At 65.8% G+C, this 24,277-nt stretch carries 16 protein-coding genes; 8 read left to right on the top strand and 8 right to left on the bottom strand.

What is annotated here, in order from left to right; genetic code table 11:
* The first annotated feature begins 2 nt into the window (after positions 1–2).
* The gene (locus tag WS69_RS29080) at positions 3–5,546 is read left to right on the top strand and encodes a non-ribosomal peptide synthetase (RefSeq protein ID WP_059474099.1); all 5,544 of its coding nucleotides are present in this window, start codon (positions 3–5) and stop codon (positions 5,544–5,546) included.
* Positions 5,547–5,593: 47 nt separating this feature from the next.
* Here WS69_RS29080 and WS69_RS29075 read toward each other — a convergent pair whose 3' ends face one another.
* On the bottom strand, positions 5,594–6,394 hold the full coding sequence (locus tag WS69_RS29075) for an AraC family transcriptional regulator (RefSeq protein ID WP_082716592.1): 801 nt from the start codon (positions 6,392–6,394) through the stop codon (positions 5,594–5,596).
* A gap of 265 nt (positions 6,395–6,659) precedes the next feature.
* Here WS69_RS29075 and WS69_RS29070 point away from each other — a divergent pair, with 265 nt between their 5' ends.
* The 7 genes from WS69_RS29070 to WS69_RS29040 all read left to right on the top strand — a co-directional run bounded on the left by WS69_RS29070 (position 6,660) and on the right by WS69_RS29040 (position 17,768).
* A complete protein-coding gene (locus WS69_RS29070) occupies positions 6,660–8,855 on the top strand; it encodes a TonB-dependent siderophore receptor (RefSeq protein ID WP_059474097.1) in 2,196 nt (731 codons plus the stop codon).
* 10 nt (positions 8,856–8,865) lie between these two features.
* A complete protein-coding gene (locus WS69_RS29065) occupies positions 8,866–9,723 on the top strand; it encodes an ABC transporter ATP-binding protein (protein WP_197419330.1) in 858 nt (285 codons plus the stop codon).
* 1 nt (position 9,724) lies between these two features.
* Positions 9,725–10,654 (top strand): ABC transporter substrate-binding protein, encoded by a 930-nt coding sequence (locus WS69_RS29060; protein ID WP_059474096.1) that lies wholly within the window; start codon positions 9,725–9,727, stop codon positions 10,652–10,654.
* A complete protein-coding gene (gene fhuB, locus WS69_RS29055) occupies positions 10,651–12,669 on the top strand; it encodes a Fe(3+)-hydroxamate ABC transporter permease FhuB (RefSeq protein ID WP_082716591.1) in 2,019 nt (672 codons plus the stop codon). The genes WS69_RS29060 and fhuB overlap by 4 nt, the downstream gene beginning before the upstream one ends.
* Positions 12,645–14,405, top strand: a complete 1,761-nt coding sequence (locus WS69_RS29050) for a cyclic peptide export ABC transporter (protein ID WP_231747252.1) — start codon at positions 12,645–12,647, stop codon at positions 14,403–14,405. Before fhuB ends, WS69_RS29050 begins: the two co-directional genes overlap by 25 nt.
* 46 nt (positions 14,406–14,451) lie before the next feature.
* Positions 14,452–16,914 carry a penicillin acylase family protein gene (locus WS69_RS29045; RefSeq protein WP_059474094.1) on the top strand — a complete coding sequence of 821 codons (2,463 nt, stop codon included), beginning with the start codon at positions 14,452–14,454 and terminating at the stop codon, positions 16,912–16,914.
* A 65-nt stretch (positions 16,915–16,979) separates the two neighbouring features.
* Complete coding sequence (locus WS69_RS29040; protein WP_156438458.1) at positions 16,980–17,768, top strand: hypothetical protein; 789 nt, start codon at positions 16,980–16,982, stop codon at positions 17,766–17,768.
* Positions 17,769–17,957: 189 nt separating this feature from the next.
* Here WS69_RS29040 and WS69_RS29035 read toward each other — a convergent pair whose 3' ends face one another.
* The 7 genes from WS69_RS29035 to WS69_RS29020 all read right to left on the bottom strand — a co-directional run.
* Positions 17,958–18,158: a hypothetical protein gene (locus WS69_RS29035; protein WP_059474092.1), complete on the bottom strand. Its 201-nt coding sequence runs from the start codon at positions 18,156–18,158 to the stop codon at positions 17,958–17,960.
* Between the two features lie 306 nt (positions 18,159–18,464).
* A complete protein-coding gene (locus tag WS69_RS35585; protein ID WP_197419329.1) occupies positions 18,465–19,217 on the bottom strand; it encodes a hypothetical protein in 753 nt (250 codons plus the stop codon).
* A 5-nt stretch (positions 19,218–19,222) separates the two neighbouring features.
* Positions 19,223–20,983, bottom strand: a complete 1,761-nt coding sequence (locus WS69_RS29025; protein WP_059474090.1) for a ShlB/FhaC/HecB family hemolysin secretion/activation protein — start codon at positions 20,981–20,983, stop codon at positions 19,223–19,225.
* Between the two features lie 178 nt (positions 20,984–21,161).
* Positions 21,162–21,518, bottom strand: coding sequence for a hypothetical protein (locus WS69_RS33930; protein WP_156438456.1), 357 nt, complete (start codon positions 21,516–21,518; stop codon positions 21,162–21,164).
* Between the two features lie 97 nt (positions 21,519–21,615).
* Positions 21,616–21,945 carry a toxin-immunity protein system imunity protein CdiI gene (gene cdiI, locus WS69_RS32725; protein ID WP_082716589.1) on the bottom strand — a complete coding sequence of 110 codons (330 nt, stop codon included), beginning with the start codon at positions 21,943–21,945 and terminating at the stop codon, positions 21,616–21,618.
* A 6-nt stretch (positions 21,946–21,951) separates the two neighbouring features.
* On the bottom strand, positions 21,952–22,167 hold the full coding sequence (locus WS69_RS35200; RefSeq protein WP_269434763.1) for a colicin E5-related ribonuclease: 216 nt from the start codon (positions 22,165–22,167) through the stop codon (positions 21,952–21,954).
* A 3-nt stretch (positions 22,168–22,170) separates the two neighbouring features.
* A partial coding sequence (locus WS69_RS29020) for a hemagglutinin repeat-containing protein (RefSeq protein WP_442854930.1) occupies positions 22,171–24,277 on the bottom strand: 2,107 nt, incomplete at its 5' end.

The raw sequence follows: 24,277 nt of genomic DNA, 5'->3' as shown, positions 1-24,277 counted from the left end.
CCATGCTCGCCGACGCAAGACAAGACAATCTCGACATCGCGCAACGCTATGCCGCGCTGCCCGCCGACAAGCGCGCACGCTTCAAGGCGCGACTGCGCGAGCATGGCATCGACGGCTCGGTTCTGCCGATCGTGCCGCTCGCCGAACGCCCCGCCCACGCGCCGCTGTCGCACGCGCAGGAGCGCCTGTGGTTCATGTGGCGGCTCGATCCCGCCAGCAGCGCGTACAACATCGTCCGCGCGCTGCGAATCGACGGGCCACTCGACGTCACAGCGCTCGACGCGGCGCTCGCCGCGCTCGTCGAGCGCCACGAAGCGCTGCGCACTGCGTTCGGCGAAGCGGGCGGCGTGCCGTTTCAGCACGTACGCACGGTCGACGGTGGGCCGCGCGCGGTCTATCGGGACCTGCGCGCGGCAGCCTCGCCTGAAGAGCACGACGCCTGCAGCGAAGCGCTCCGCGCGAACCTGCGGCTGACCGCGTCGGCCCCGTTCGATCTCGAACACGATCCGCTGATGCGTTTCGAGGTGCTGCGCATCGGCGCGCAATCGCACGTCGTGCAGATCGTGATTCACCACATCGTGTCCGATGCGTGGTCGATGGGGCTGCTGATCCGCGAGTTCGTGTCGCTGTACGGTGCAGCGCAGCGGCAGGACGCGCCGCCGCCGGCCCCGGCTGCGCTGCAGTACCGCGACGTCGCATCGTGGGAACGCGAGTGGGTCGACCGCAACGCGCTGGCCCGGCATCTGTCGTACTGGTCCGCGCAACTGGCCGGGCCGGCGCCGGTGCTGTCGCTGCCGGCGGACCGGCCCCGGCCTGCGGCACGCGACGGCCGCGGCGCTCGCGTGGCGGTCGATCTCGATCCGGCGCTCGCCGCCGGACTGCGGCGCCTCGCGAGCCGCAACGACGCTACGCTCTTCATGACGCTGCTGCATGCGTTCAACCTGCTGCTGCACCGCTACAGCGGCGAAACCGACATCTGGGTCGGCGTGCCGGTGGCCGGACGCGAGCGCGCCGAGACGCATGCGGTGATGGGCTTCTTCGTCAACACGCTGGTGATCCGCAGCCGCCTCGCGCCGGCACGGTCCCTGCAGCAGCAGTTGCGGACACTGCGCGACACCGTGCTCGACGCACAGGCTCACTCCGACCTGCCGTTCGCGCAACTGCTGGACGCGCTGCAAACCGATCGCGATCTGTCGCAAGCGCCGCTGTTCCAAGTGATGTTCAATTTCGACTACGCCGATCCGGCCGCCCGCGTCGAGCTGCCGGGCCTCCGCGCGACGCCGGTGGACAGCGACGCCGGCACCGTGCGCTTCGATCTCACGCTCAACATCGTCGAGGCGGCGGATAGCCTGCGGGCCGTATTCAGCTACGCGTGCGACATGTTCGACGTAGCCACCGTCGAGCGGCTGGCCCGCGACTATCGCGCCGTGCTCGCACAGCTCGCCGGGCATCCGGAGCAATTGCCGGGCGACATCGCGCTATCCGGCGCGGCCCTGTCGTCGCAGCCCCTGCGCCGCGAACCGTTCGAGCCCGTCGTGCCGCGCATCCTCGCGCGCGCCGCGTCGCGCCCCGATGCGATCGCGGTGTATTGCGGCGAAACGCGGTTGACTTATCGCGAGCTCGACGCCTGGAGCAACCGGATCGCGCGCAGGCTCAAGCGCGCGGGCATCGGCCCGGACGCCCGGGTCGGCGTCTGCATGACGCGCTCCGCCGCGCTGCCAGCGGCCCTGCTGGCGGTCTGGAAGGCCGGCGGCGCATACGTGCCGCTCGATCCGGATTATCCGCGCGAGCGGCTGCGGGACATGCTCGACGATGCAGACATCCGCGCGGTCGTCGTCGATCGCGAATGCGGCGCGCAGCTCGGGGAATTGCTGGCCGGCCGCACGCAGGTCGACGTCGGCGACGTCGCTCACGAAGACGCGACGGGATGGGACGAATCCGTGCATCCGCGCCAGCTCGCATACGTGCTGTACACGTCCGGGTCGACCGGCCGCCCCAAGGGCGTCGCGCTCGATCACGAGGCGCTCAGCCTGCATCTGCGCGACTTCTGCGGCACCTACCGCATCGGCGCGGACGACATCATGCTGCAATCGTCGACGATCAATTTCGACGTCGCGCTGCACGAACTGCTGCCGGCGCTGCTCGCCGGCGGCGCAGTCCGCATGCGCGGGCCGCAGGCCTGGACGCTCGATACGCTGAACGCGACGCTCGTCGACGGCGGCGTCACCTTCGCGCGAATTCCGACCGCGCTCTGGCAACAGTGGCAGCGCCATGCGCCGCCGCCCGCGGCGCTGCATGCGCTGCGCCAGATCACGGTGGGCGGCGAAGCGCTGCCCCGCGACGAACTCGGGCGCTGGCACCATGGGCCGCTGCGGCATATCGCACTCGACAATCTGTACGGTCCCACCGAAACGGCCATCGCCGCGTTACGGCATGCGACTGCCGCCTTCGACGCGGACCGAGCGGTCGTGCCGATCGGGCGCCCCTTCCCCGAGCGCGGCGCCGTCGTGCTCGATCCCGACGGCAACCGGATGCCCCACGGCGGCGCGGGCGAGCTGTGCATCACGGGCGCATGCGTCGCACGCGGCTACCTCGGCCGCGCGTCGCCGACGGCCGAGCGGTTCGTGCCGGATCCGGAAGGGCCGCCCGGCGCGCGGCTCTACCGCAGCGGCGACCTGTGCCGGGTGGGCAACGACGGCGCCATCCTGTTTCTCGGGCGCCTCGATCAGCAGGTCAAGCTGCGCGGCCAGCGCATCGAGCTCGGCGAAATCGAGTCGGCGCTGCGCGCTGACGCGAACGTCGCGGAAGCCGCCGTCGCACTGCATACGGACGGCTCGCAGCAACGGCTGGTCGCCTACGTCGTCGCCGCCACGGGCACCGGCGCCGATACGTTGCGCGCGGCGCTGGCCGGGCGCCTTCCTGCGTTCATGGTGCCGGCCGCCTTCGTCCTGCTCGATCGACTGCCGGTCATGGCGAACGGCAAGCTCGACCGGCGCGCGCTGCCGGCGCCCAAGCCCGCGTCCGCCGCCGGCGCCGGTGCCGCGTGCGTCGCGCCGCGCAACCGGCGCGAGCAAACGTTGCTGGCAATCTGGGAACAGGTGCTCGGTTGCGAGATCGGCGACGTTCACGCCAATTTCTTTGCGGCGGGCGGCGATTCGATCCTGAGCCTGCAGTTGCTGTCGCGCGCCCGGGATGCCGGCCTGTTGCTCACGCCCAAGCAGGTATTCGAGCATCCGAGCGTCGCGCAGATGGCGCAGGTCGCCCGCGATATCGACGACGACGCCGTGCCCGCGGCCGCCGAGCGGCACGACGCGCAGCCGCTCGCGCCGATCCAGGCAACCTTCTTCGACAAGCACCCCGACGGTCTCGCACACTGGAACCAGGCCGTGCTGCTGGAAGTGCGCGACGAACTGGATCCTGCGGCGCTCGAGACCACGCTGCGCCGGCTGGTCACGCGCCACGACGCGCTCCGATTGCGCTTCGAACGCACAGACGCCGCATCGCTCTCGTCGCCGGCCGCGCAGCACTGGAGACAACGCGTCGCACCGGAAGAACCGGCCACGCTGCTGCGGCATGTCCGGCTCGAACCGGACACATGGGAAACCGGGCTGGCGGCCGCAGGCGCCGTGCTGCACCGCAGCCTCGACCTCCGGCACGGACCGCTGCTGCGCGCGGCGTACGTCGATGCCGGCGTCGTCCGGCGGCTGCTGATCGTCGTCCATCACCTTGTTGTCGACGGCGTCTCGTGGCGCATTCTGCTCGAAGAATTGCAGGCGCTCCATGCACGCCCGGACGATGCGCTGCCGCCCGTCACGACGCCCTGGAGCGAATGGGTGTCCCGCCAGCCGCACCATGCGCAGCAGGCCGAGCGCCTGTGGGAACTCGCGTGGTGGCAGCGCATGCTGCACGGCGCGAGCGCCGCGCTTCCGCTCGAAGGCGACGGTGACCGGCGCCTGTCGAAAAGCCGGGTCGTGACCGTCGCGTTGCCGAAGCAAGCCACACGCGCGCTTCTGCGACGCGGCGCGCGCCCGGACGACGCACGCACCGAGGAATTGCTGCTGGCCGCGCTGGCCGAGACGCTGGGACCGTGGGCCGGCGCATCGCGCCTGCTGATCGACCTCGAGGGCCACGGTCGCGAAGACCTGATCGACGGCATCGACCTAAGCCGCACGATCGGCTGGTTCACGACCCAGTATCCGCTTGCGCTGCCGCATCACGGCGACGCCGCGCGCACGCTGTCGTCCGTGCGCGACCTGTTGCGCGCGGTGCCGGACAAGGGGTTTTCGTGGGGATCGCTGCTGCGCTTCGGCGACGACGCGAGCCGCGCGACGCTGGCCGCGCTGCCGGCGCCGTCGCTGCGCTTCAACTATCTCGGCCGATTCGACCAGACACTGCCGGCGAACGGGCGTTTCCGCTTCTCCGGCGAGCATGCCGGCCCGCAAACCGACGATCGCGACACAATGGACCATGCGCTCGATATCGGCGCGCTCGTGTCGTCGGATCGGCTGAACGTACATTGGCGATACAGCCCGGGGGTGTTGAGCGAGGCAACCGTTGCGCGGCTGGCGAACCGGTTCGAAGCGGTACTCCTCGATCTGATCGGCCGTGACGCGACGCAACCGGCGGAGAGCGGCCGCCGCGATGCGCCGACTCCGGCGCCGGCTGACGTATCGCCCGTCACGCTGCCAGACAGCCAGGGAGACGCCGAATCTGCCGACGATGCGGACCGCGCAGTCTTCGCTCTGTGGCGACAGCGCGTACGGCTCGAAATCGCGCTCGGCGCGCTCGCCCGCAGCCGGTTCGCGCCGCCGCGAAAGATCGCGTCGGGGCCGGAGCGCCGCTTCGGCCCGCTGCCGGCAGGCATTGTTCCGCTGAACGACCTGGGCGCGCCGCACGCGGTGTTCTGCATTCACGCTGGACACGGCCTCGTGGCCGAATACCGTTCGCTTGCCCGGGCGCTGAACGGGCGGGCGACGTTTTTCGGCCTGCAGGCCCCCGGGCTCGGCGACCCGCGCTGGCGCGCGGCGGACTTCGACGACTTGGCGGCCGACTATGTCGCCCGCATCCGCGACGTGCAGCCAGACGGCCCGTATCGCTTGCTCGGCTGGTCGTTCGGCGCCCGGGTGCTGGTGTCGATGGTCGAGCGCCTGGAGCGCGACGCACAGCAGGTCGCACTGGCCGGCCTGATCGACGCACTGCCCGATCGCGACGCGGACGACAACGTACAGGACGAAGTCCGCGCTCTGCGCACGTGGATCGCACGACACGCCGCGCTCGGCCTCCATGCCGCCGAGCGCGCGCTATTCGAAGCGGCATGCGACGTGATTCTCGAGCACGGCCGCCTCGCCGATACGTTCCGGATGCCGGCGCTGCGCACGCCGCTCGCGCTGTGGTGGTCGACCGAATCGGTGGAAAGCGGCAAGCCGCGCGACTGGGCGGCGCGCATCGGCACGACCGAAACCGTGCTGGCCGAAGTGCCGGCGGGACACACGAGCATCATGCATCACCCGATGCTGCTCGACAGCGTGCGCGGACTGTTCGAATGAGCGGCACCGCATCGCCGCCGCTGCGCGCGCCCGGTGCCCGGCGCGCGTCACACCGCCGCCGGTTCGCGGAACTGCTGCCGGAACTGCTGCGGCGTACTGCCGAACGCGCGCTTGAACATCACGGTGAAGGTGCGCACGTCCGCATAGCCCAGTTCCTCCGCGACCTGCGCCGCGGAATGACCGATCGCGAGCCGCGACATCGCTTCCGCGAGCCGCAGTTGCTCGCGCCACTTCCCGAAGCTCATCGCGGTTTCCTGCCGAAACAGCCGCGCGACCGTGCGCGAACTGGCGCCGACCCGCTCGGCCCAGCGCTCCAGCGTATCGGCGCTGGCGGGCTGCGCGATCAGGTTTTCGCAGATCTGCCGCAGTCGCGCGTGGGCCGGCAACGGCAGGCGCACGGTCGACGGCTCGTCCTTCGCATCCTGCAGCAGCCGCAGGATCAGCGGCACGATGAGCGCGGTGCGGCTTTCCTCCACGTCGTCGGAATCGGTGTCAAACAGGCCGAGGATCGACGCGCGCAGCAGATCCCCGACGGGGATCACCCGGCACGCCTGCTTTTGCAGCGCCAGCACGTCCGGATCGATGTACAGCGTGCGCATCGCGACTTGTCCGACCATATGCAATTCGTGCTCGACTTGCGAACCGATCAGCAACGCATTGCCGGGCGTCAGCATCCAGAGGCCGAACGGCGTGACGACGCGCACGATGCCGCTCGTCGCGTAGACGAGCTGCGCACGATAGTGCACGTGCGCGATTTCATGGGTGCCGTCGGCGTAGTCGATCGCCTGCGCGATCACCTTCCTCGCAGCGAATCCGTCGCCGAAGGTCTGCAACATGGGTTTGGCCATGACCTGATCAGTTACAAATTTCGAAACAATGCATTGAATCAGACAAAAATGTCCATCTTTATGCCAATGTTGTCCTGACTGACAACAAGAGCCCGGATTATAGTGGCAATTGGTCTGATTCAGGACCACGCGCTTCGCGTTCCGTTGTCCCCCCCACTCGTTTTGAATTCCTGCCGACGGCCGATCAGAGCCCGGGCAGTGCAGCACCCGAGAAGTTATTACGAATCATTCGCACCATTATTCACTAACGACTGAAGGAAGCTACATGACGACCGGGGTGTACAGAGCCGTTGCGCTGAACAACGCGTTATTGATCTGCTTGCTGGGCGGCATCTCCGCCGCGCACGCGCAGACGCCGTCGAACGATGCGTCGTCGAACGGCGGGCAATTGCCGACCATTTCCGTGACGGGTCAGCGCCCCGCATCGCGCACCGGCGACGCCGGCGGCTACGTGCCGATCACCGCCGTGACCGCGACCAAGACGGACACGCCGCTCATCGAGACGCCGCAGTCCGTGTCGGTCGTCACGAACGACCAGATGACCGCCCAGGGCGCGCGCAGCGTCGCCGAAGCCTTGCGCTACACCGCGAGCGTGCTGCCGGAAATCCGCGGCGACTCCACGGCCGGCGCGCCGTACCTGTACAGCCGCGGTTTCGTGCTCGAACAGTTCCTCGACGGCACGCGCCTGCCGAGCGACACCGGGTTCGGCTACGCGATCCCGAACTTCGATCCGTACGGGCTCGAGCGCATCGACGTGCTGCACGGCCCGTCGTCGGTGCTCTACGGGCAGGCCAACCCCGGCGGCATCGCGAACCTGGTCAGCAAGCGACCGACAACGACGCCGATCCACGAAGTGTTCTTCACGACCGGCAGCCATAATCGCGCCGAGCTCGGCTTCGACCTCGGCGGCGCGCTGACGCCGGACGGCAAGCTGTCGTACCGCCTGACCGGCGTCGGGCTCGACGCGGATACGCAGGTCAACGGCGTTAAGCAGCAGCGCATCTACATCGCCCCCGCCGTGACGTGGAAACCGGACGAAAACACCACGCTCACCGTGCTCGCGAAGTATCAGCGCGATCCGAGCGTCGGCTACTACAACTACGTGCCGGCGGTCGGCAGCGTGCTGTTCAACCCGAACGGCAGGATTTCGAGCCACACGAACGTCGGCGACCCCGATTTCGACCACCACACGCGCACCCAGTATTCGGTCGGCTACGAGTTCGAGCATCGCTTCGATCCCACCTGGACGTTCCGCCAGAACTTGCGCTACACGGTCGTGAGCGACGATTTCGCGAACGTCTTCCCATTCTCGAACGGCTATGTCGCCGGGTCGAACACCACCGTCAACCGGTATGCGTTCAGAAACGAGGAAACCGGCAAGTTCTTCAACATCGACAACCAGGTCCAGGCCAAATTCGCGACCGGGCCGCTGTCGCACACCGTCCTGTTCGGCTTCGACTTCCAGCGCGTGCTGTACAACGAGACCGTCGGATCGAATTTCGCCGAGCCGTCGCTGAACCTGTTCAACCCGGTGTATCTGCCGATCGCTGCCCCCAACACCACGTCCGACGACATGGAGCGCATGAAACAGTTCGGCGTCTATGCGCAGGACCAGATCGCGTACGGAAAGTGGCGCGTCCTGCTGGGTGTGCGCGAGGACTGGGCATCGTCCGAAGACAACAATCCGCTGCAGGGCTACGACGTCACGCAATCGTCGCGTGCATTCACCTGGCGGACCGGTGTCGTCTATCTGTTCGACAACGGCATCGCTCCGTATGCGAGCTATGCGAAATCGTTCGACCCGCAGATCGGCCTGACCTATGCGGGCGGGCCGCTGCGCCCGCGTACCGCGGAGCAGTATGAAATCGGCGTCAAGTACCAGCCGCCTGGCTACAACAGCTTCGTGACCGCAGCGCTGTTCGATCTGCGCGAACGCAACGTCGCCAGCAGCGATCCGGACCACTTCGGCTACAGCGTCCAGATCGGCCAGGTGCGTGCGCGCGGGCTCGAGCTCGAAGGCCATGCGAGCCTGACCGACAACCTCGACGTTGCCGCGTCGTACACGTACCTGAACGACGTCAGCACCGACACCAACCTGACCGGCACGACGCTCGCCGGCGCGACGGTTTCGCTGCAGGGGCTGCAAACGTGGGGCATTCCGCGTCACGTGGCATCCGCATGGCTCGACTACACGCTGCACGGCGGCGCGTTCCGCGGCCTCGGCTTCGGCGGCGGGCTGCGCTACATCGGCGGGAGCTACGACGAGACGAACACGATCCATGTAGGCTCGCGCACGCTGGTCGACGCGACCGTCCACTACGACACAGGCAAGCACTGGCTGTTCTCGCTGAACGGCAAGAACCTGTTCAACCGCACCTACGTGGCATCGTGCCAGACCGGCGGCATCTGTAACTACGGCGATGGCGTGGAAGTCCTCGCCACGGCCCGCTATCGCTGGTAACCGCGGAGGGATGAACGTGCTGACCGACATGATCCGGCAGTCATGCGAACGACAACCGGCCGAGCATGCGACGCCGGCCGGTTGCGCGGCCGCGCCTGCGCTGTATCGGCTCGACGGCGTATCGTTCAGAGCCGACGGCCGGGTCCTGTTGCAGCCGCTCGACCTGTCGCTGCCCACTGGGCGGATGATCGCGCTGATCGGTCACAACGGCTCGGGCAAGAGCACGCTGCTCAAGCTGCTCGCCCGCCAGCAACGGCCGTCGGGCGGCTCGCTGCAATTGCACGGCGCCGACCTCGCCACGTGGGCAGCGCGCGACTTCGCGCGGCAGGTCGCCTACCTGCCGCAGAATCCGCCGCTCGACACCGGCATGACGGCGCGTGAGCTGGTGGCGCTCGGCCGCTATCCGTGGCGCGGTCCGCTCGGCCGCCTGCGCGCAGACGATCATGCGAGGATCGACGAAGCAATGCGCGTCACCGACACGCTGCGTTTCACCGACACGCTCGCCGATCACCTGTCGGGCGGCGAGCGCCAGCGCGTCTGGCTCGCGATGCTGGTCGCGCAATGCGCGTCGTGCCTGCTGCTCGACGAACCGACGTCGGCACTCGACATCGCACATCAGATCGAGGTGCTGCGGCTGCTGCGCGAGCTGACCGACCGCCAACGCCTGACCGTCGTCATCGTGCTGCACGACATCAATCTGGCCGCCCGCTTCTGCGACGAACTCGTCGCGCTGCACAGCGGCCGGCTGCTCACGAGCGGCACGCCCGCCGAGCTGATGCGGGGCGACGTGCTCGAATCGATCTACGGTCTTCCGATGGACATCGTCGTGCACCCGCATAGCGGCAGCCGGCTCGGCGTGGCGCGCTGACATGCGGCGTCGCCCCTTCCTGCAATCCGCGATGCTCGCGTCGCTGTTCGCCACCGGACTGCCGGCGACGCGAGCCGCGGCGCCGGCCCGCGCGCCCCGGCTCGTCGTGCTCGACTGGGGGCTCGTGGAGACGCTGCTTGCACTGGGCGTCATACCCGCCGGCGTCGCCGAGATCGGCGCGTACAACGACAGTGTGGTCACGCCGCGCGTGCCCGCCCATGTACCCGACGTCGGACTGCGCCTCGCGCCGAGCCTCGAACTGCTCCAGCAGCTCGCGCCCGACCTGATCCTGATCAATTCGAGCCAGGAATCGCAGCGCGCGATGCTCGAACGCATCGCGCCGGTGCGCGCTTTCGCGGTGTATACGGATGCCGGCGCGCCGTACCGCCATTCGGAAAACGTCACGCTGCAACTGGCCGCACTGTGCGACCGCGCGAGCGCCGGACAGGCGCTGGTCGACGCGACCGCGCGCACGATCGCACAGGACAGCGCGCGCATCGCCGCGTACCGGCGCGCGATGCGGCCGCGCGATGCGTCGCGGCCGCTCTACCTGATACGTTTCTTCGACGGTCGTCATATCGGCATCTACGGCGCGCGCAGCCTGTTCCAAGACGTGATGGACGCACTCGGCGTCGCCAACGCGTGGCGCGGCCCGACCGACTACTGGGGCATCGGCGTGGCCGGCATCGAGCAGCTCGCCGCCACGCCCGACGCGAACGTGCTGTTCTTCGATCCGCTGCCCGCCGGCGTCGCGCGCACGCTCGCGGCGAATCGGCTGTGGCGCGCGCTGCCCGCGGTCCGCGCCGGACGCGTCGCGCCGCTGCCGCCGTTCTGGGGCTTCGGCATGCTGCCGTCGGCCGCCCGCTTCTCCCGCCTGCTGACTGCGTCGTTCAAGCAGGCAGGCACGCCGGACGCGCGGAGCAGGACATGAACATCGCCAGCCTGCGCGCCTCGCGCATTCCATCGGGTTCGTGGCTGCCGCCGCTGTGCACGGCGATCGCACTGACGATCGCCGTCGCGCTCAGCATCGTCAGCCTGTCGGCCCTGCTGCCGCCCGCGCTCTGGTGGCGCGCGCTGTGGTCGCCGGATGCGCGCGACCTTCACCAGATCGTCGTTCACGACAGCTGGTTGCCGCGCCTGCTCGTGAGCTGGCTGTGCGGCGCCGTGCTGGGGCTCGCCGGCACGGTCTTCCAGCAGGTCCTGCGCAATCCGCTCGCCGAGCCGATGACCCTCGGCGTGTCCGCCGGCGCGCAGCTCGCGCTGACCGTGGCGACGCTGTGGGCGCCCGTTCTGCTCGATGCATCGCAATGGATCGCCTTCGGCGGCGCGCTGCTCGCCGCGCTGATCGTGTTCGGCCTGTCCTGGCGCAGCGGCCTCGCACCAGCCGGCGTCGCGGTCGCGGGGCTCGTGGTCACGCTGTATTGCGGTTCGATCGGCGTCGCGTTGCAACTGTTCTACGCGCCCTACCTGCGCGGCTTGTTCATCTGGGGCGGCGGTTCGCTCGTCCAGCAGGACTGGAGCAACGTGGCACTGCTCGCGTCGCGTCTCGCGATCGGCGGCCTGTTCGCGTTCCTGCTGCTGAAGCCCATGACGCTGTTCGGGCTCGACGACGCCAACGCGCGCGGCCTCGGCCTGCCGCTGCAGCGCATGCGGCTGGCGGCGCTCGCGCTGGCGGTGGCGCTGAGCGCGGCGGTCGTGGGCGCTGTCGGCGTGATCGGCTTCGTCGGCCTCGCGGCGCCCGCGCTCGCGCAGATGTCCGGGGCACGGCGCCTGCCGAAGCGCCTGGTGATCGCGCCGCTTTATGGCGCGCTGCTGCTCTGGCTCGCGGATCAGGCCGTGCAGCAGCTTTCCGGCGTCATGGGCGACCTGATTCCGACCGGCGCGGCGACGGCGCTGTTCGGCGCACCACTGATGCTGCTGCTTCTCGCCCGCCTTCATCGCGCCACACGGCTACCCGCTCGCAACACGGATGCGAGCCGCGCTCGCATCGTCGACGCCTCGACGCTGCGCCGACGCGCGCTCGGGCTCGTGCTGCTGACGATCGCGGCAGGCGTGCTGGCGCTGGACTTCGGTCGCGACGCGTACGGCTGGCATTTCAGTGCGCTTGCCGAACTGTCCCGCGTCGCCGTCTGGCGCGTGCCGCGCGCCGTCGCCGCGGCGGCGGCCGGTGCGATGCTCGCGGTCGCCGGCACGCTGATGCAGCGCCTGACCGGCAACCCGCTCGCGAGCCCCGACGTGCTCGGCGTGAGCGGCGGCGCGGCGCTCGGCCTGATCGTGCTCGTGGTCGGCGGCTACGACACCGGGCACGCCGCGCGCATCGCCGCGACGGCAGCCGGCGCGTTGACCGCCCTGCTCTCGATCCTGTGGTTTTCGCAGCGCTCGCGGTTTGCGCCCGACCGCGTGCTGCTCGCCGGCATCGCCATCGGCGCACTGTTCCAGGCAGTCGTCGCCGTCGCGATCGCGAGCGGCGGCGAGCGCGCGACCGCGCTGCTGCAATGGCTGGCCGGCTCGACCTATACGATCACGCCCGGCGACGCGATGCACGCCGCCGCACTGACCATCGCGTTGTGCGCGCTGGCGCCGCTGTGCGATCGCTGGCTGCAGATCCTGCCGCTCGGCGACGCGTCGGCGCGCGCGCTTGGCGTCGCCACGCGCGGCGCCCGCTTCGTGCTGCTGATGCTCGTCGCCCTGCTGACCGCCGCCGCCACGCTGGTCGTCGGGCCGCTGTCGTTCGTCGGCCTGACTGCGCCTCACTTCGCGCGCCTGCTGGGTGCGCGCCGGCCGGGCCAGCAGGCGCTGCTGGCCGCGCTGATCGGCATGTTGATCGTCGTCGTTTCCGACTGGCTGGGCCGCGCGCTGCTGATGCCGCGCGAGTTGCCCGCCGGCCTCGTCGCGACGCTGATCGGCGCCCCTTATCTGATGTGGCTGCTCAGCCGGCGCCGCTAAATCCGGAACCCGAGAGAAACGAGGAACATTCGATGCTTGCAGAACTTTTCGGACTGCTCAAACGACTCTGGCCAATCAGCGCGCTCGCCACCACCATGGGCACGGCGAGCGGCATCGCGACCGCAGCGCTGCTTGCCGTCACCAACCGTTCGCTGCACGACGACACCGCCTCCCTGCCCGCGCTGCTGTGGGGCTTCACCGGTCTGTGCGCGCTCGCGCTCGTCGGCGAGATCGTCTCGGACATCGGCAACAACCTCGTCGGCCAGCGCGTGATTGCGGCACTACGCCGGGATCTGTGCGAGAAGATCATCGCCGCGCCGGTCAGCCAGATCGAACAGTTCCGCACGCATCGGCTCGTCACCGCGTTGAACCAGGACATCGACACGATCAGTGCTTTCGCCTTCCTGTTCTCCAGCCTGGCGATCGCGACCGCGACGATTATCGGATGCCTCGGCTACCTGTTCTTCCTGTCGCCCACGATGCTGCTCGTCGCGCTGGTCGCGATCGCGTTCGGCTCGATCGTGCAGGCACTGGCCCGACGCGTCGGCATCCGCCGCTTCGGCGCGGCGCGCGATGCGGAAGACCGCTTGCAGAAGCACTATCGCTCGATCACGGACGGCGCGAAGGAGTTGCGCCTGAACAGCCCGCGCCGCCGCTTCGTGTACGGACACGAACTGTCGGGCACGATCGACGCGATCAGCCGTCTGCGGGTTCGCGCCGCCAACGTATTCGTCAGTGCGAACGCGTTCGGCTCGCTGCTGTTCTTCTTCGTCGTCGGCCTGATGCTCGCCCTGCAGCGCTGGTCGCCCGACGCCGACCGGGCGGTCGTGACCGGCTTCGTGCTGGTACTGCTGTACATGAAAGGGCCAATCCAGGAGATCGTCGCGGCCCTGCCGTCGATCGGACGCGCGCAGGTCGCGTTCCAGCGCATCACGGACTTGTCTGCCCGCTTCTCGACCCGCGAACCGTCGCTCGTCGATGGCAACCCGGCGGCCGATACCGCGCTGCGCAACGGTGCATTCGGCACCCTCTCGCTCACCGATGCCCATTACCGCTTCGCACAGCCGCAAGACGAGCGCGACACACCGGTTCATGGCGGCGGCGGATTCGAGCTCGGGCCGCTCAGCCTGACGATCGAGCGCGGCGAAACGCTCTTCATCGTCGGCGAGAACGGCTGCGGCAAGACAACGCTGATCAAGCTGCTGCTCGGTCTTTACCGGCCCGACGCCGGGCAATTGCGGCTCGACGGAAAACCCGTGGGCGACGAGCAACTTGACGCGTATCGCCAGCTGTTCTCGGCTGTGTTCTCGGACTACTATCTGTTCGACACGCTGCTGCCCGGCGAAGCCGACATCACCGCCGAGGCGCAACGCTATCTGGAGCGCCTCGGAATCGCTCACAAAGTCGCCATCCGCGACGGCGCATTCTCCACCACGGATCTGTCGACGGGCCAGCGTAAACGGCTCGCGCTGGTGCACGCCTATCTCGAACGCCGCCCCGTGATGGTGCTCGACGAATGGGCGGCCGACCAGGACCCGACGTTCCGGCGCATTTTCTACACAGAGATCCTGCCGGACCTGAAACGCCAGGGCAAAACGCTGATCGTGATCTCCCACGACGACCGCTATTTCGGCGCCGCCGATCGCTACATCCGTCTCGACGAAGGTCGCATCGTCGAGGAAGTCCGGCTGCAGCGCGTCGAACCTGCCGCGCCTGCGGCCGCACGCGTGTCCTGACGATCTTCCGCCTCATCGGCACGTTACCCCGACCGTAAAGAATCTCATGCCGTCGAAACTACCGTCACGCCGCAATCATTTTCTTCGCTGGTTCGCATGTGTGCCCCTCGCGCTCGGATTGCAAAGCTGCGTCCATCCGGGCGGCGAGCACCCTGTCTCCGACACCCGTTATCAGGTGCAGATTCGCCGTACCGCCCTCGGCATTCCGCACCTGAAGGCCGACGATTGGGGCAGCCTCGGCTACGGCTACGGCTACGTGCAGGCACAGGACAATCTGTGCACGATGGCCGAGAGCTTCGTCACGTATCGCGGCGAACGCTCGCGCTATTTTGGCGCCAATGCCCGTCCCAGCGACCAGGCAACCTTCGGGCAACCGGACAATCTCGATGCGGATTTCTTCTTCCGTTTCGTCGACGACGATGCGGCCGTCGCGCGCTACCGGCGCGCGCAGACCCGCGACATGCGCGCGCTGATCGACGGATTTGCCGAAGGCTACAACCGCTATCTCGACGATCTTGCCCACGCCGCCGTGCCTGCGGCGCATGGCGCATGCCGCTCAGCGCCCTGGGTGGGCAGAATCACCAGCGCAGATGTGTATCGGCGCCTGTATGCGGCGAATCTGGCGGGTGGAGAAGCCCGCTTTGCCAGCGCGATCGCGACGGCAGTAGCGCCAACGGCCCCGGCAGCCGCTACGCTGGGCGCCCGCCCCCTGCGCGGCAACCGGCCGGCCGGCGCCCTCGCCAGCGATGCACCACTGCCCTACGTCGGCGGACACGCCGGAATCGGCAGCAACGCCCTCGCATTCGGCGCCGATGCCACCCGGAACAGCAGTGCACTGCTGCTCGGCAATCCGCACTGGTTCTGGACCGGACCCGACCGCTTCTACCAGGCGCAGTTGACGATTCCCGGCAAACTTGACGTGAGCGGCGTGTCCTTTCTCGGCGTCCCTCTGATCGTCATCGGCTTCAACCGAAACGTTGCGTGGACGCATACGGTGTCGACCGCAAAGCGTTTCGGCCTGTTCAGACTGAAGCTCGCGCCGGGCTCGCCGACCACGTATGTCTACGACGGCCGCGTCGAGGCGATGACGGCGACCCGCATCCAGGTCGCCGTGCGTGCCGCAGACGGCTCGCTTCAGACGGTCTCGCGCACGCTGTACCGTTCGAGATTCGGTCCGCTCGTCAATCTCGGTTCAATGTCGCCCGCGCTCGCCTGGAACACGCAGCAGGCCTTCGCGATACGCGACGTCAACGCCGACAATTTCCGCGTGTTCGAAAACTTCCTCGAATGGGACCAGGCAAGCTCGCTTGACGATTTCATTCGCATCCAGCGGAAGAACGCGGCTGTACCTTGGGTGAATACGCTCGCGATCGGACGTGGCGATCCGCGCGCGTGGTATGCGGACATCGGCGCGGTTCCCGATGCGCCGGACGCGCTCATCCAACGTTGCACGCCGTCGACCGGCGTGGCGATCGCGCATGTGATGCCGGGCGTGCCGGTGCTTGACGGCTCGAACACCGCGTGCAATTGGCAAGTCGACACGCGTTCAGTTCAAGCCGGGGCGCTCCCGGCCGAACAGATGCCGAGCCTGCTACGGCGCGATTATGTCGGCAACTTCAACGGCAGTTACTGGCTCGCCAACCCAGCGACGCCCCTGACGGGCTATGCCCGGATCGTCGGCCAGACGGATGTGCCGCAATCATTGCGCACACGCCTCGGCCACGCGATCGCCATGCGCCTTCAGGCCGACCCGGAGGGCGTGTCGGCCAACGCGCTGGGCAGTGCCGCGCTCGACAGCACGTCAATGTCGGCTCGACTCTACAAGAAGCCTGTCCTCGATCGCCTGTGCGGTAACACGCGACCGGCCGAAGCATCGCCCGACGAGCTTCGCGAAGCATGCGCCGTGCTCGCCGCATGGAACGACACCGGCGCCAGCGATGCAGCCGGTGCCGCTCTGTGGGACGCGCTGTGGCGGCGCCTGCTGCTGATCCCGCCCGAACAGCTTTATGCCGTACCGTTCGATCCAAGCCGGCCGCTGGCGACGCCTGCCGGCATCGCCGCCGCCCCTGCCCAGCTCGCCGCCGCGCTGCACGAAGCCATCGCGGTGCTGCGCAATGCGGGTATCGCGCTTGACGCGCCGCGCGACGCAACGCTGTACGTGCAGCGCAAGAACGAGCGCATCGCACTGTTCGGCGGGTGCGATGCAGCCGGCTATTTCACGGCGGCCTGCGTGTCCGGTCAGCCGAATCCGCACGCGTCACCCGCCAGCGGGACATTGCTCGGCAACACCTATCTGCAGATCGTATCGTTCGCAGACGATGGCGTCTCCGCGCGGACGCTGCTCGCCTCTTCCGAGTCCGACGACTCCGATTCGCCGCACTACGCTGACGGCACGCGCGCGTATGCCGCGAAGCGCTGGCTGCAGGTGCCATTTTCCGACGCGGCAATCGAACGCGATCCGATGCTGATCACGCACCGATTGACTTCGCGCGACATACCGTCTCGCTAGGCATCATCGTGCATGAAGGAGGAAATCGCATGCTCCCGCGAGTCTCTTCGTCGGCGCCCTCGCCGATGCATCAAGTGATACGCGAATGCTCACCCGACGTGATGATCGACGCCAACACATTCGCCTTTTATCCTCAGCGCCTGACTCGGCAATACCCGGCCGAACTTCGTCCACCTCACGCAGGCGAACTGCATCTCTGGCGATTCCGTTACGGATGGCTTCCGGTGACAGTGCAGAAAGGCGAAAGCTGGCTCTCCGAGAGCGAACGTGAACGGGCGAGACTGGGACCAAATGCTGCACTGCTCAAGCGATTCATCGCCGGACGCGTGGTGCTGCGCTGGATCGCATCGAACTTGCTGGACATGGATCCGCGAGACGTGCAACTCGTCGATGGCCAGGCAACCCATCCCGGCATCCGGTTCCTGACGGACTCGGAACCGCTATGTGCGGACATCGCATACGGCGGCATCTGGATCGTGATCGGCGTTGCATCGACCGCACTGGGGATCGGCATTACGATGCCGATACCTGGCGTTACTGCCGTGCTACCAGAGGGCGCCAGATCGAGCGTATGGACCATGACCATGCCGGATCATGTCACGGAAGCGCGTCGACATGCGGGCCATTCGCAACAGCAGGCCCGTTTGCACAGCTTGCTCGGCGCATCGAAAGATTTGCCGGCTGACGTTGCTCAATGCTCGTTAAGTAGTGTAGCGAGTGCTCGCTTCGTGACGGTCGAGGCAACTCAGCGCTGGCATGTCATCGATGTCCCCATGCCTGGAGAGATCCGAGCTGCCGTATCTGTTGCGCAATCGGTGACGGAAATACGTGCGTTCGGTTGGAAAAAGATCTGAGCGTCCGTTTACTACATCGCGCAGCGGGCCGCACTTGTTCGGCATACGCGGGACGTGGCTGCTGGCGGGGCGAAATGCATTCGTTGTTCGCCCCACGAGTGCGCCCGGAGCACGGGCAGCGAAGCGCGAATAATCTCCGCGGACGACCACACCATCTGGACGAGAGCGTCGGACGACTGACTCTACACCCTATTTTCGGCTTCCGCCGTCGTCACCGAGGTCCTTGAGGCGCTTTTTGAGCTTCTGGTTCTGGATCACGAGCAGCGTGAGAGCAGTCAGCGTCGCGACTGGAAAAAACCATTCGCCAGAGTAATGTAGCAACGCCCATACGACCGCCGTAATCACGATCGCGAAGGCGATCAGCGCCAATCTGTCGGTGAGCCGGTTCATGCTGCCACTCAATATGAACGCGTCCCGTTTGCAACGGTTTTCGTGTGGTCAGACTTGACAGGATGGGCTGCAGCTCTATACCCGGCCTTGTTGCAGCCGATACTGCCCGCTGCGGGCCCCTATGAAATACGCTGACTCGCACCTCATTCTCCTGGCGAGCTCGAAGCTCTACACGGCATGCAGGTTTAGCGAGTCCCGGTCCTACCTGGCTTGTCATCACACTCGATTACTGCGCAACCTTTCGACGTTCACCCTGTGTTTAGGCAAAGCTGAACAAGCGTCTGCATCCATGATGTCATCAAGAGTTCAAAGCGAATTGATCATGAACGAAGCGTTACTTGCTCGTTTTCGGGCACCCTGGGCCGAGTTCAAGGGCCTGGAGCCCGACGACACGACCTCCTCGCCGATCAACCTGTCGTAGAGCGCCGCCGTCGACATGCCGACCGCCACGTCCGGACACTGCGCTTGGCTCGGCGCAAATTCATGCTGCAACTGCTTGAGATCGGGCAACTCACCGACTGTGAGCAACGCCTCAAGCCGCTCGGCAAGAACGGCCTCGACGCCATGATTATACGTGTCAGTGAGACAACGACCGCCGCGCTCCGTCGCCGCGTCATGAAGACGTTCCAAGCCATCGGAATGGAGAAGCTCAGCAGCCAACTCGTTTTTGGCACATCGTGGACAGCCATGGCCGTCTAGAATCTTGCGCGCCTCGGTAGTCCATTCGTGTCCAGAACGACAGGTGAAATGTTGCCGCGCCGTTTGACCGAGGTAGGTTCCCTCATGACAAACAAGACCGCGTTCACTCGGTAGCTCCCGAAAGCGGTCCTGCACGCGCATTTGCTCGCACTCGAGGCAAGTTATCGTGCCTCGCATCGCGACCGTGCCTATGCGAGTGACGTCATGGCCCGACGCGCAGCGGAATTCATAGTAGGACTTCAGCCCGCGCCATTCGAGCGTCAGAAGCGTAAGCCCCCGTTCAGCGGCAACCTCGACCAGACGGGCATATGCAACATCGGGCTTGCGACGTGTACGTGTCGGAGAAGTGCCTTGGCTCATTGTCTTCAGAATTGTGCAGTCACTTGGAAACCGAGGGTCACACGCGCGGTCGGAAAACCCGAGGGCTTGTAGACAGGCGTGCCGGCAAATAGATCGTAACCATATCCGCCGAACCGCGTTGCGATACTACCCTTGACGCCAATCACTGCCCCAGCGAGCTGCGTGCCAACCAAGGCAATCGGTTCCGGCCCCCATACACGACCGTAGTCGAGACCGGCATAGGCTGACAGCCCGGTCTGCGCGACTGGAACTTGTAACTCGTTGCGCCAGTAGAACCCGCGCGATCCCGCCAGCAGCGTTTCACCGTCAAACCCTCGCACGGTATAACGGCTACCGATCGTGATGCTATCGAGGTACGAAACCGTATTGCCCGTGTATTGGCCATGAAAGGTCGTCACGTATTTGAACGGCTGCGTACCGATCACGAACGGTATCGACAGATTCGCATCGAGCACGGCCATCTTGAATCGATAAGTCGGCCCGCCGTCCACCGCGAACATGCTGTCGGTCGAGCCGAGCCAGCCGAGCCCTTGACGATAGGCAAGCGAGCCATCGAACTGCGCCGAGCCGAAATAGTGCCGGTCGTTCAGCCCGAACTCAAGGAAGGTGGCGTTCTGGTGTGACGACGGTATCGTCGTGCCTTCGATGTAGCTGTCGCCGAAGCGGCGCGTCAGGCGAACCTGAGCACCGAACACATCGTTCCGGCTGCGGGTCAGTACGCGGTTGAGCTTGAAGTCGACCGTCTTCATGTTGCCGCTGGCAACGAACGTCTGGTTCACGGCCGCGAGCGGTTGAAAGTACGTGCTGGTATAGGCCGATAGCGTACCGGTCCAGTATCCCCAAGGGATCGAGTAGAACGCGTTCCAGCCGTGCGAACCGAAACGTTTGTCTCCGAATTCCAGATCCTGGTTGAAGCCGACGTTGAAGATGTCGTTCAGGCCCAGCGGGTTGTCTATGCCGAGCGACACATTGCCTTGCAGCTTGCCGGTTGCGCGTGTGCCCGAGTTGTCGATAGATGCAACAACGGTCCATGGTTTGCCGCGCTTCACGTCGAGCACGACATCACTTTCGCCAGGCATGTCGCCCGGTGCGATCCGCATCGACACATCCTGGCTTGAGACGCGCTTCATCTGCTCAAGCCCTTGTTCGATGTCGCGCAGGTTCAACACGTCGCCGTCGCGAGTCGGGAAAGCGGTCTTCCACGTGCCGCGTAGCTTCTCATCGGCAAAACGAACATGGCGAATCACGCCCGGAATCAGGGCCAGCCTCAACGTGCCGCCAGATAGATCCTGCTCGGGCACGAGCACGCGCGTCGTGATGTAGCCGCGGGCGAGGATGGCTTGCGACAGTCCCTTGACGATGATGTCGACGCCTTGCTTGCCGACGCACTGACCAGCGTAGTGTGCGAGCCACTCGCGGGCAAAGGCGAAGCGATCCATCGGCAAGGCTGATGCGCCTTGCGCCTTTGAAGCGGCCGGTAACGAGTCGGGCACGTCGAGCGCGAAACGATCGATTCGGAAACACGGCGTCTCGGTCGGCAGGACCGGGTAGGCTTCCGGACGCGGCACGTCCGAGCGCACGCCCGACGCTTGCACCGTGGCGTCGCGCTGCTGCGCGTCGCGACGTTGCTGCACTTGCTGGTTCTGCTCTGCATTGGCGCGGGCAGCAGCGGCCTGGTCGTTCGGAGACGGAGCCTGTTGTGCTTGCGCAGCGAGAGATACCAAGGCCGTGATCGACAGCGCCACCAGCCGTTTAGTTATTCTCATTTTAATTTAATCCTGGATTCTGCCGGCGGCCTGAAAATTTCTCGCAATTTAATGAAGAAAATGAACTCTAAGATGGTGTATGCAACGTCATTTCGTAGACTACGCCCCAACCACGCTCGATTATCCCCATCAGCGCCACACCAATAACCAGCAATCTTAAAATTGGTGAAATTTAAATTCACAAATCAAATCTCACAATAACATCGCGAGCCTCTCTCTCCCTTTCAGGGAATTCATCCCCAAAGGCTAACAACGTCACCTTCAAGGCATTTCGAAACACCTCGGCGTCAAAAATTCTTTCAGGTGGCTCAATTCCACTCACATCAGGATCAGCCCACACCTTGTACCTCCCAGGGTGATCTGTGTCTGGGATATGATCGATTTCCCATCCCGGATCGCCTCCCAACCCTCCATTAGGCTGCAATATAGGAGTCAGCCAATGATCCAAGGGCACTGACTGTGCGACCACCCATGTCAGAACCCAATAAAGTAGTTGTTCGGGCCCCTCGACTTCATGCGCATGACCCCACTTCATTTCGCACCTCGTATTGGATATGCGGTAGGAACCGACGGCGGCGAACCCGGTGTCACTCTGATAGGCACCGCGAACTCAATCCCGTTCACAATCACTTTTACCAGCCCGTCATCTGGGGGGCCGTCACAACAAAGACATCGTGCTCTTGACTCTCTGAACGAACGAACTCAGCCGCGGCTAGATTGTTTTGTTCCGCAACACCAACATCAACGGGCGGATCGACTCCATCCCAAATGCAATCGAGCCTCGCTTCAAATCCAGGGAAATGCCAAATACCTCCCTCGACCCGAGCAACAACCAAACCGTGCTGACCCGCCCGTTCACAAACCGCAATTGCTGCATCGGCAGACAGCTTCATCACAACGCTTCCGCCGAGTGAGAAAAAGTCATCCGACGAATCGTAGCGTCGTTGGAGATCAATATTCATCGCGACTCACTTCCATTTAATTCGACTATCGGGAATCCAACCAGGATCGTTTTTGCCGCTCACCTGGACAACTTCGCCGGTCCGGTCGTTGACCACAACGTAACCACTCTTAGAACCGTACACGGATGCGGAATCATTTCTCGGCACCCCATCTGGGGTCTTCCCCGCGGATCGATTATCCATCGTCGTTCCGACAGGTCCCTCATTTACGACTGCTTGCACTTCTTACTGCGTCCATCCACGAGCCTCAAGTTGGCCGCCGATCTTGCCGTCGATAACAACCTTGCCCACGTTTGTGGCCGATGATGTACCGGCCGTCGCAACTCCACCATTGGCCGTTGGAAGTTGCGCATTCGCTCCCGAACTCCCCGCTGTCGCCGTACCCGGCGAGGGTGACGCGCTTGCGCCATTGCCATACGGTTGGGTTCTTGCCGCATTGCCGGCTGCGCTCAAGTCTCCACTGGCGGTTTTGAGCGCACCGTTTCCAACCGTGACCCCATCCACCGATGTTGTTGTCGCACCGGTTCCGGCTGCCGCTTTGCCACCGAGACCCAGTGTCGCCAGGACAGGTGTCCAGAACTCCGCGTCAGGACCAACCGACGTCCCCGATTTGTACGGCTTCTTCAGCCCGTCAAGCGAGACATAGCCCGGATCGCCCGGCGTGGCAAACGGCCCACCGTTCGGAAGGTTGACGATCACGCCCGCGACGTTGACCATTCCGTTCCAGACACCGGCCTTGCCATCTGCCGTCATGACGATGGCTTGAGCGACCTTCTTCGACAACGATGCAAAAATGTCGTTTGACGTTTGATTGTTCGAATCGTTACCTGCATTGTAAAGCTGCACATTCGACGCCATCGCCGCGCCCGCGCTACCGCCAACCAGTGCGCCACCGACCGTTGCCGCGACGTTCGCAGCAATATTGCCGACCAGCGACGAGCCGGTGGTATCGCCCACCGACTTGCTGATCTTCTCCGCCTGGTTCGCCAGCAGCGACGACATGCCGGCACCCGCTGCGCCACCAATCGCCGTGAGCGCGCTGCCGCCGCCGAGCCCGCCGATCAGCGCACCGCCGCCCATCTGCAATTCCGCGCGCGACGCACCACCCTCCATCCAACCCTTGGCCTCGTTCAGCGCCGCTTGCGCGCCGGCGAGGTCGCCGCTGTCATATGCCGCTTGGGCTGCTTTCAGCGCCGCATCGCGCTTGTTGTCAGCGTACAGACCAATCCCCTGCGAAATCGTCTGTCCGGCCGCCTGCGCCGCGTTCATCGTATCGGCCTGCTGCGACAACGTCTTTTGCACATCGGGCGTCTTCGAAACGGTCCCGTTCAGATTCGTCGTATCGCGGTTCAGGTTCGCGACGTCCTGCGTCTGCTCACCCGGCTTCGTGATGTTGATTGTGCCGGCGCTCACCGCGCTCTTCGTCGTCGCGCTCTGGTCGCCGCTGTCGTTCTGGAACACCATCGGCGTCACGCCGCCCGAGCCCGATACCGACGACGGGCCCACTGCCTTGTTGCTCGGCCCGACCGATGCACCCGCGCTAAAGCCCGCGCTGTTCGCGCTGTAGTGCGAGTGGTTCTCGATGTCGCTCGTCGTCAACGTGCCGGTCGTCAGACTGTTCTTCGACGGATCGGCCGTGCTGGCGATATACGCGCCCTTCAGGTCGGTGTTGCCCTTCACGGTCACGTCGAACCCGCCCGCACCGGCCTGGATGCCGGCCTGCTCGTTCACACCCGCATAGTTGCCGTCCGCGTGACCGTTCTGCGCACTGAAACTCCCGCCGACGCCGCCCGCCTGGCTGATCGTGACGCCGCCGCCCGCGCTCGACTGATGCGCGGCGCTCACGGTCGTATCCTGGACGCTCGCCACGTCCAGGTTGCCGCCCACGTCGGCCACGACCTTGTTCGCGTTCACGTTCGCGCCGATCACGTTCGTATCGCCGCCGCTCACGATGGTCGCGGTCTGGCTGGCGTTGATGTGCGTGTTGTTCTGGATCGCCGCATCCGAATTGCCGTCGCCGTGTGCGCGCTGCATCGACGCGGACACGCCGATGCCATTCGTGCCGATCGACACGCCAACGCTCGATCCCGACGACGAATTCGAGCTTTGCGTCTTGTCCGTATCGGTTGTGTTGACGAGATTGACCTGATTGTTCGCGATCAACGCCACGTTGGCCGCGTTCACGGTCGAGCCTGCGATCGTGATGTTGCCGTCCTTCGGCGTGCCGTTGCCTGTCGCGATCAGTTTCGTGGTTTCGCCTGCATTGATGCTGGAACCCCGCTGAATCGTCTGGTCTTCGGACGACTGCATCGAACTATGGCTCGAACCGACG

The sequence above is a fragment of the Burkholderia sp. BDU5 genome, from assembly GCF_001522845.1.
Taxonomy (GTDB): Bacteria; Pseudomonadota; Gammaproteobacteria; order Burkholderiales; family Burkholderiaceae; genus Burkholderia; species Burkholderia mayonis.
Note: the sequence above shows the minus strand (reverse complement) of the source record. Positions and strands in the feature narration are given on the sequence as shown.

Bases quoted from the DNA above. Each gene is read 5' to 3' on its own strand.
- WS69_RS29065 (WP_197419330.1), top strand. From the start codon at position 8,866: ATGAACGTGCTGACCGACATGATCCGGCAGTCATGCGAACGACAACCG.
- fhuB (WP_082716591.1), top strand. From the start codon at position 10,651: ATGAACATCGCCAGCCTGCGCGCCTCGCGCATTCCATCGGGTTCGTGG.
- WS69_RS35585 (WP_197419329.1), bottom strand. From the start codon at position 19,217: ATGAGCCAAGGCACTTCTCCGACACGTACACGTCGCAAGCCCGATGTT.
- WS69_RS29060 (WP_059474096.1), top strand. From the start codon at position 9,725: ATGCGGCGTCGCCCCTTCCTGCAATCCGCGATGCTCGCGTCGCTGTTC.
- WS69_RS29070 (WP_059474097.1), top strand. From the start codon at position 6,660: ATGACGACCGGGGTGTACAGAGCCGTTGCGCTGAACAACGCGTTATTG.
- WS69_RS29080 (WP_059474099.1), top strand. From the start codon at position 3: ATGCTCGCCGACGCAAGACAAGACAATCTCGACATCGCGCAACGCTAT.
- WS69_RS29040 (WP_156438458.1), top strand. From the start codon at position 16,980: ATGCATCAAGTGATACGCGAATGCTCACCCGACGTGATGATCGACGCC.
- WS69_RS29035 (WP_059474092.1), bottom strand. From the start codon at position 18,158: ATGAACCGGCTCACCGACAGATTGGCGCTGATCGCCTTCGCGATCGTG.
- WS69_RS29075 (WP_082716592.1), bottom strand. From the start codon at position 6,394: ATGGCCAAACCCATGTTGCAGACCTTCGGCGACGGATTCGCTGCGAGG.
- WS69_RS29025 (WP_059474090.1), bottom strand. From the start codon at position 20,983: ATGAGAATAACTAAACGGCTGGTGGCGCTGTCGATCACGGCCTTGGTA.
- WS69_RS33930 (WP_156438456.1), bottom strand. From the start codon at position 21,518: ATGAAGTGGGGTCATGCGCATGAAGTCGAGGGGCCCGAACAACTACTT.
- WS69_RS29045 (WP_059474094.1), top strand. From the start codon at position 14,452: ATGCCGTCGAAACTACCGTCACGCCGCAATCATTTTCTTCGCTGGTTC.
- cdiI (WP_082716589.1), bottom strand. From the start codon at position 21,945: ATGAATATTGATCTCCAACGACGCTACGATTCGTCGGATGACTTTTTC.